The organism is Nocardioides sp. (assembly GCF_034670285.1).
In the GTDB taxonomy this organism is placed as follows: Bacteria; Actinomycetota; Actinomycetes; order Propionibacteriales; family Nocardioidaceae; genus Nocardioides.
The window spans coordinates 1-7,724 of the sequence record NZ_JAXMNS010000161.1; the positions used below are offsets into that span (position 1 = coordinate 1).

Consider the following 7,724-nt stretch of genomic DNA (forward strand, 5'->3'; position numbering starts at 1 on the left):
CAGGTCTGGAACGAGCCGGCCTGCGAGCAGTCGGTCTGCTCGTAGTCCTCCTCGGTGATCAGCAGGATGTTGCCGTTGCGCAGCGACGGCTTGGCGCCGGGCTTGAACCGCTTGGCGTTGGGCCGGTAGGCGTTGTGCAGGATGAAGTCGTTGTAGCCCTCGAACTTCGGGTCCTCACCACGTCCGGCAGCACCGGTGGTGGTGAGCAGGCGCGGACGGGCCGGGCGGTCGAGGTCCCACATCGACGCGCCACCCCAGCCGGTGTGCGTCCCGATGCCGGCGGCGTCGAAGTTCCACTTGTGACCGGCGGTCGGCGACACGAACGGCTGGAGGCCGTCCTTCTTCGGCCGACGGTCGACCTCCTTGGGCTTGCGGATCTTGCGCAGGTCGAAGATCGAGAAGTGCGGGTCCGACTCGTTGTTGCCGGCCGAGTAGGCGTAGCGGCAGTTGCGCTGGTCGATGCAGGCGACCGTGTGGGTGCTGGTCGAGCCCTCGGTGCGCGACAGGATGCTCGGCGAGGTCGGGTCGGTCACGTCGACCACGACCAGCTCGCCTCCCCCGAGGTTGGCGTGCTGGATGTCGTCCGGCGAAGCCTGCACGAGGTCGACGCCGATGAGGGCGAAGCGGACGACCCCGTTCTTCGTACGGCGCTCGCCACAGGTCATCGCCTCGTTCTCGAACAGGACGTTCGGGAGGACCCCCACCAGCTCAGGGTTGGCAGGGTCGGCCACGTCGAAGACGCGGATCGAGTCGAGGCCACTGGTGACGAACAGCGGCGCCGTCGGCAGGAAGCAGCCGGAGATGCCGACCTGACCGGGGTCGACGCCGAGGTGGGCGATCTTCTTGCTCTGCAGCGACACGTCGTTGGCGTCGCGGGCTGCGGCCATCCGAGCGATCCGGTCGCGGTCGCCGTGGGCGGCGGCCGGGCTCGCGGTCAGGGCCACGCTCCCGACGAGAAGGGCAGGGAGCAGGTGGGTGAGAAGTCGGCGCACGAGAGGCTCAACGCGCGGGGACCCCAGAGGTCACGCCGGCGGGCAGATCACGTGCACGCAGCGGCGAGCTCGGGAGAGCGCGACCTCAGGCGGGCTGCATCTCCTGCAACGGCGCACCGTCGAGGAGCTCGGCGGCCCGGGCTGCGACGAGCCGGTCGTTCTCCTCGGAGAGACGTCGTACGAGAGACTCCAGCTCGGCCACCCGCTGACGCAGCCGCGCGTTGTCGGCGGCAGTACGGGGGTCGCGCAGGTCGCTGTTCAAGTAGCCGATCAGCGCCTTGGCCATGACGTGGCCTTCCGTGTGTGGTGGACCCGGGACCGGGAGCCCCGAAAGGGGCCGTCTACCAGAGTCCCACCAGACCCGCACGGGGTCAATCCGGCCCAGTCCGGCCCCAGTCCGGCTTCAGTCAGGTACAGCCACGCCGATCCGAGCGGCCGACCGTGGGCGACGAGGGGCGCTCTGGCAGCGAGGACAGAAGTACGACGAGCGATTCATGAACGCGACCCGCTTGATCGGCGTCGCACATCGGTCGCACGGCTCGTCCTGTCGCCCGTAGGCGTGGAGGGAGCGGTCGAAGTAGCCGGACTCACCGTTGACGTTGACGTAGAGCGCGTCGAAGGACGTGCCGCCCTGCTGCAGGGCGTCGGACATGACGTCGCGCGCGTGCTGGAGCAGCCGCCGCACCTGGGGCTTGGTCAGCCGGTCCCCCGGGCGCTCGCCGTGCAGCTCGGCGCGCCACAGCGCCTCGTCGGCGTAGATGTTGCCGACCCCCGACACCAGGCCCTGGTCGAGCAGCAGTCGCTTGATCGCGGAGGTCCGCCTGCGGACCCGCGCGACGAACTCGTCGTCGTCGAAGGCCGGGTCGAGTGGGTCCCGAGCGATGTGGGCGATCTCAGGCGGGAGGTCGGCCCCACCGGCGGAGATCGACAGGCCACCGAACATGCGCTGGTCGACGAAGCGCAGCTCGCGACCCTCGTCAGCGCCCTCGAGCGCGAGCCGCACCCGCAGGTGCCGCTCGGCGGGCGCGGCCGGCGGCTGCACGAGCAGCTGCCCGCTCATGCCGAGGTGGGCCAGGAGGGCGTCGCCGTTGTCGAGCGGCAGCCAGAGGTACTTGCCGCGGCGACGAGCAGCCTCGATCCGGCGTCCGACCAACGCAGCCGCGAAGCCCTCGGGCCCGCCGGGGTCACGCCGTACGGGACGGGGGTGCAGGACGTCGACGCGTGTCACGGCCGCTCCGAGCACGTGCCGCTCGAGGCCGGCGCGAACGACCTCGACCTCGGGCAGCTCAGGCATGGTGCAGGGTCAGGCGTCGCTCGGCGCGAAGGCGGCGGTGATCTCGCCGTACGCCGTCTCGGCGGCAGCCTGCTCGGCTTCCTTCTTGGAGCGGCCCACGCCATTGCCGTAGCGCTGGTCGGCCACCTGCACCTGGGCGTGGAACACCTTGAGGTGGTCGGGGCCCTCGTCGGTGATGAGGTACTCGGGAACCCCGAGGCTGTGCTCGGCGGAGAGCTCCTGGAGGGAGGTCTTCCAGTCGAGACCGGCACCCATCGCGGAGGCCTCCTCGATGAGCGGGTCGAACAACAGGTGCACGACGTCGGCCGAGGTGGAGATCCCGCCGCTGAGGTGCACCGCACCGATCACCGCCTCGACGGTGTCGGAGAGGATCGACGACTTCGCCCGACCGCCGGTCGACTCCTCGCCGCGGCCGAGCTTGACGTGGTCGCCGAGCCCGATCGTGACAGCGACCCCTGCAAGGGCCCGGGCATTGACCACCGCTGCACGCAGCTTGGCCAGCCGGCCCTCGGAGAGGTCGGGGTGCATCAGGTAGAGCGTCTCGGTGACGACCACGCCCAGCACCGAGTCGCCGAGGAACTCCAGGCGCTCGTTGGTGGGGAGCCCACCGTTCTCGTAGGCGAAGGAACGGTGCGTCAGGGCGCGCTCCAGCAGCTCGGGGTCCAGGATCGGGTCCCCGAGCGCCGTGCGCAGCGCTGCGTAGTCGTCGCTGATGCCCGTCAGCCCCTGATCGAGGGGCCGACGGAGCTGCGGGATCTGCGGATCACAGCACCTGGCGACGGTCGGCGCGCGCGCCGTACTGACCGCACTCGCCGCACGCACGGTGCGGGAGGTGCTTGGCACCACAGGCGGCGTTCGCGCAGGTCGCCAGGGTCGGCACGGTGGCCTTCCAGGCAGAACGACGGTGCCGGGTGTTGCTGCGCGACATCTTCCGCTTCGGAACAGCCACAGTCTTGTCTCCTCATCAGGTGACCCGGTCGGAGGTCCGGCCGGGTCGGGGTTGGTACATGTCTTGGGTCGTGCTGGTCCTGCTGGCTCGTGCTGGTGATCAGTCGTCGCCGCGGGCTTCTAGCTTGCTCTTCAGATCCTGCTCGAGCGAGCCGAGTGCTGCCCACCGCGGGTCGATCGCGGCCTCGTGCGTGTGATCTGGATCATCTCGCAGCTGGGCACCACACTCGGTGCACAACCCGGGACAGTCCTCCTCACACAACGGCTGGAACGGTAGCGCGAGCACCACCGCATCCCGCAACAGCGGCTCGAGGTCGAGCAAGTCGTCCTCCAGCACGCTGACACCGTCGTCGTCCTCCTCGTCGGAGAGCTGGTCGGATGAGTCTTCGTAGACGAACAGCTCCTGGAACCTCACGTCGAGCTCGTCGACGATCGGGTCCAGGCACCGCACGCACTCGCCCTCCAGGTCGGCCGTGGCCGTCCCGGTGACCAGCACCCCCTCCATGACCGCTTCCAGACGCAGGTCAAGATCGACCGGCGCGCCAGGGGCGACATAGAGGACTTCGATGCCCAGATCTGCCGGGGCCGGCACCGTTCGCGACACCTCACGCTGGGACCCCGGTCGACGGCTGAGCTCGCGAGTATCGAGCACGAGCGGCGCTCGAGGGTCCAGGCTGGTCAGGGGTTCACTTCCGGTTCTGGGCACAAACAGATCAGCGAGAAGCGTACTGCTGTTGTGTCGGTGTGCCCAATCCGCCGGCGGCGGTCGCAGGCCTCCCCCGCTGTGCGGCCGATCATCGCTGCGCCATCCGGGTGGTGAGGCGCTCGAGCACGAAGTCGGGCACGAACGCCGAGACGTCGCCCCCGAAGGCTGCCACCTCCTTGACCAGGCTCGACGACACGAAGGAGGTGCCCGTCGCGGTGGGCAGGAAGACGGTCTGGACGTCGGTGAGGGCCGCATTCATCTGCGCCATCGGCATCTCGTAGTCGAAGTCGGTGGCCGCGCGCAGTCCCTTCACGGTCGCCTGGACGTCGTGCTCGGTGCAGAACGTGGTCACCAGGCCGGTGAAGCCCTCGACCCGCACGTTGGCGAACGGCGCGCAGGCCCGCTCGAGCATCTCGACGCGCTCGTCGGCGGTGAAGAGACGGTTCTTGGACTGGTTGACGCCCACGGCCACGACGACCTCGTCGAAGAGCCGGCTGGCTCGACCGATGATGTCGATGTGGCCGTTGGTGACCGGGTCGAACGACCCGGGGCAGACCGCTCGGCTCATGGTGCCTCCTCGTGGTCCGGGTGCTCGTGAGATGGATCTGGTGAGTCGGCGTGACCGTACCAAAGCGTGGTCTCGCCGTAGCGCTTCGTGCGGCTCCGCCCGACGACCGCCGGCCAGCGGGGCTCGGGGCTGCGCCGACCGCGCTCGACGATCACGAGCGCGTCCGGGGCGAGCCAGTGCTGGAGCTGGTCGAGGTCGGCCGCGAGGTCGTCGTCGCTGAGGGGGTAGGGCGGATCGCTGAAGACGACGTCGTACGGCTCCGCAGGCGGGGCTGCGAGGGCAGCGCGCACGCTGACCGCGCGCACGTCGGCGGGGAAGCCGAGCGTGCGGGCGTTGGCCGTGACGATCGCGGCGGTGTGCCGGTCGGCCTCGACGAGCGTCACGGCGGCTGCCCCGCGCGAGAAGGCCTCCAGCCCGACCGCACCGCTGCCGGCGTACAGGTCGAGGAAGCGCAGGCCCTCCCACGTGCCGCACCAGGCGTCGATCGAGCTGAAGAGCGCCTCGCGCACCCGGTCGGTGGTGGGACGGGTCTGGTCGCCGGTGGGGGTCTGGAGCCGTCGGCCCCCGGCGCTGCCGCCGATGATGCGGGTCATGGTGTGACTCCTGGTTGGTTCTCCGTGGATGGATCCCCGGAGATCCGGGTACGCCTGACGTTCTCAGGCGAAGTTTTCCCTGAGAACGTCAGGAATCCCCGGGTAACCGGGTATTCATCCCACGCCGAGCCGTTCATGACTTCTCGATGAAGTCGCCGCGGGTGTCGGTCTCGAGCGTGCTGACGGCCTCGGCCAGCAGCGCAGACCCGGCGAGGTCGGGGTCGGTGTCGAGGAGCGCCTCGGCGGCCGAGCGGGCCTCGAGGATCGTGGTCTCGTCGCGCAGCACCTCGAGGTGCCGCAGTCCCGAGCGTCGTCCGGCCTGAGAGCTGCCGAGCACGTCGCCCTCCCGTCTGGTGGCGAGGTCGACGCGGCTGAGCTCGAAGCCGTCGGTCGTGCGGGCAACGGCGTCGAGACGGTCGCGCGCGGGCGACTCGAGGTCGACCGACGAGACCAGCAGGCACTGGCCCGGCAGACCGCCACGACCGACCCGCCCGCGCAGCTGGTGGAGCTGGGAGACGCCGAAGCGGTCGGCGTCGAGGAGCACCATGATCGTGGCGTTGGCGACGTCGACGCCGACCTCGATCACGGTCGTGGAGACGAGGACGTCGATCTCCCCCGCGGCGAAGGCCCGCATCGTGGAGTCCTTCTCGTCGGCCCCGAGGCGTCCGTGGAGCGCCGCCAGGCGCAGTCCCGCGAGGGGGCCCTCGGCGAGCGCCACGACGCCGTCCTCGACGGCGGCCAGGGACGGCGCGGCTGCGGTGCGGTCGACGGCAACGGGCTCGCCGTCGTCGTCGAGCTCGACCTGGTCGCGCTGACCCTGCTCGAGCTCGTCGCCGGAGATCCGAGGGCACACCACGTAGGCCTGGTGGCCCTTCTCGACCTCCTCGCGCACGCGCTCCCACACCCGGGTGATCCAGCCGGGGTGGTCGAGCAGGTTGACGACGGCCGTCGTGATCGGGGCCCGGCCCGCGGGGAGCTCGGTGAGGGTGGAGGTCTCGAGGTCGCCGAAGACGGTCATCGCGACCGTGCGTGGGATCGGCGTCGCAGTCATCACCAGCACGTGCGGCGGGCTGCCGGCGGCCTTGCTGGTGAGCGCGGCGCGCTGCTCGACGCCGAAGCGGTGCTGCTCGTCGACGACGACGAGGCCGAGGTCGGCGAACTGGACCTGGTCCTCGAGCAGCGCGTGGGTGCCGACCACGAGGCCGGACTCGCCGCTGGCGAGCCGTGAGAGCGGCGCGGTGCGCTGGGTCTTGGTCATCGAGCCCGTCAGCAGCTCGACACCGGTGCCCTCGGCAGCGCCGCCGAGCATGCCGCCGGCGGCGAGGTCTCCCATCAACGCGCTGATCGCCCGGTGGTGCTGCTGGGCCAGCACCTCGGTCGGGGCCAGCAGAGCCGCCTGCCCGCCGGAGTCGACGACGCGCAGCATGGCTCGCAGGGCCACCAGGGTCTTGCCCGAGCCGACCTCGCCCTGGAGCAGCCGGTTCATCGGGTGGGGTCGAGCGAGATCGGCGTCGAGGTCGGCGCCGATGGAGCGCTGTCCCTCGGTGAGCTCGAAGGGCAGCCGGGCGTCGAAGGCCTCCAGCAGCGCGCCGTCGCCGCCCGTGCGGGCGACCGCGCCGAGGGCCTGGACGGCGCGACGCCGTCGTCCGAGGACGAGCTGGGTGACCAGCGCTTCCTCGAAGCGGAAGTAGCGCTGGGCGTCGTGCACGTCGCCGGGCTGATCGGGAGCGTGGATGAGGTCATAGGCGCGGGTGACGTCGAGCAGGTCGAACTCGCGGCGAATCGGCTCGGGGATCAGCTCGGGCAGGTCGTCGACCACCGAGCGCGTGAACGTGATGGCGCGCTGGAGGTCCCACGACTCGACCTTCGCGGTCAGGGGGTAGATGGGGAAGTACTTGCCGATCGCCTCCACGGTCGCGATGTCGGAGTAGGGGTCCTTGCGGCCGTCGTCGGCGGCGAAGAGCACCATGCGGGGGTTGGAGAGCTTCCACTCGTTGTTGAACGTCTCGGCCTTGCCGAGGAACAGCCCACGAGCACCCACGGGCAGCTTCTTCTCCTGCCACTCGGCAGTGTGCTTCTTCTTCGCGAAGAACGTCATGCGCAGGGACGGACCGTCGGTGCGCAGCGTCGTCTCGAGCCGGTAGGCGAGAAGACCGTTGCGGCGGTCGGTGTAGGTGTGCTGCTTGCTGTGGGCGATCTCGCCGATCACCGTGAGCATCTGCCCCACCGCGAGGTCGTCGACCTTGGTGAGCTTGCCGGTCTCGAGGTAGCGCCGCGGGAAGTGACGCAACAGGTCGCCGACCGTGGAGATGTGGAGCTTGTTGATGATCTTGTCGGCCGTCTTCGACTGGCCGAGGACGGTGGTGACCGGGGAGTCGACGGTGATCATGGGACGCACGCTGCGGGGACTGGTCTCACGGGGACCAGCCTGCCTCACTCCACCGACAGCAGGAGCGGGTACCGCTCCTGCCCGCCGTCGTAGACCACGACGTCGACGTGCGGATGGTGCTGATCGACCCAGGCCTCGGCCCGCTCGGCGAGGTCACCTGCGTCGGCACCGCCGACGATCGTGACCAGGTCGGCGCCACCGCCGAGCATCCGGCCGAGCACGTCGGTGGCGACC

9 protein-coding genes and 1 pseudogene are annotated in these 7,724 nt (G+C 70.2%); all 10 read right to left on the reverse strand.

What is annotated here, in order from left to right; translation table 11 throughout:
- Window positions 1-992 (reverse strand): hypothetical protein (locus VOI19_RS09690; protein ID WP_323792759.1); only part of this gene is annotated, 992 nt, incomplete at its 3' end.
- A gap of 85 nt (window positions 993-1,077) precedes the next feature.
- The gene (locus tag VOI19_RS09695) at window positions 1,078-1,278 is read right to left on the reverse strand and encodes a hypothetical protein (RefSeq protein ID WP_323792760.1); all 201 of its coding nucleotides are present in this window, start codon (window positions 1,276-1,278) and stop codon (window positions 1,078-1,080) included.
- A 117-nt stretch (window positions 1,279-1,395) separates the two neighbouring features.
- Window positions 1,396-2,286, reverse strand: a complete 891-nt coding sequence (gene mutM / locus VOI19_RS09700) for a bifunctional DNA-formamidopyrimidine glycosylase/DNA-(apurinic or apyrimidinic site) lyase (protein WP_323792761.1) — start codon at window positions 2,284-2,286, stop codon at window positions 1,396-1,398.
- A 9-nt stretch (window positions 2,287-2,295) separates the two neighbouring features.
- Window positions 2,296-3,108, reverse strand: coding sequence for a ribonuclease III (rnc, locus tag VOI19_RS09705; RefSeq protein ID WP_323792762.1), 813 nt, complete (start codon window positions 3,106-3,108; stop codon window positions 2,296-2,298).
- Window positions 3,050-3,235 (reverse strand): 50S ribosomal protein L32, encoded by a 186-nt coding sequence (gene rpmF / locus VOI19_RS09710; RefSeq protein WP_323792763.1) that lies wholly within the window; start codon window positions 3,233-3,235, stop codon window positions 3,050-3,052. The genes rnc and rpmF overlap by 59 nt, the downstream gene beginning before the upstream one ends.
- A gap of 99 nt (window positions 3,236-3,334) precedes the next feature.
- Window positions 3,335-3,826 carry a YceD family protein gene (locus VOI19_RS09715; RefSeq protein WP_416366369.1) on the reverse strand — a complete coding sequence of 164 codons (492 nt, stop codon included), beginning with the start codon at window positions 3,824-3,826 and terminating at the stop codon, window positions 3,335-3,337.
- Between the two features lie 202 nt (window positions 3,827-4,028).
- Window positions 4,029-4,508: a pantetheine-phosphate adenylyltransferase gene (gene coaD, locus VOI19_RS09720; RefSeq protein WP_323792764.1), complete on the reverse strand. Its 480-nt coding sequence runs from the start codon at window positions 4,506-4,508 to the stop codon at window positions 4,029-4,031.
- Window positions 4,505-5,101, reverse strand: a complete 597-nt coding sequence (gene rsmD / locus VOI19_RS09725; protein WP_323792765.1) for a 16S rRNA (guanine(966)-N(2))-methyltransferase RsmD — start codon at window positions 5,099-5,101, stop codon at window positions 4,505-4,507. The genes coaD and rsmD overlap by 4 nt, the downstream gene beginning before the upstream one ends.
- A 133-nt stretch (window positions 5,102-5,234) precedes the next feature.
- Window positions 5,235-7,490 carry an ATP-dependent DNA helicase RecG gene (locus tag VOI19_RS09730; RefSeq protein ID WP_323792766.1) on the reverse strand — a complete coding sequence of 752 codons (2,256 nt, stop codon included), beginning with the start codon at window positions 7,488-7,490 and terminating at the stop codon, window positions 5,235-5,237.
- A gap of 44 nt (window positions 7,491-7,534) precedes the next feature.
- Window positions 7,535-7,724: pseudogene (locus VOI19_RS09735) on the reverse strand (Dak phosphatase); the annotation flags it as partial.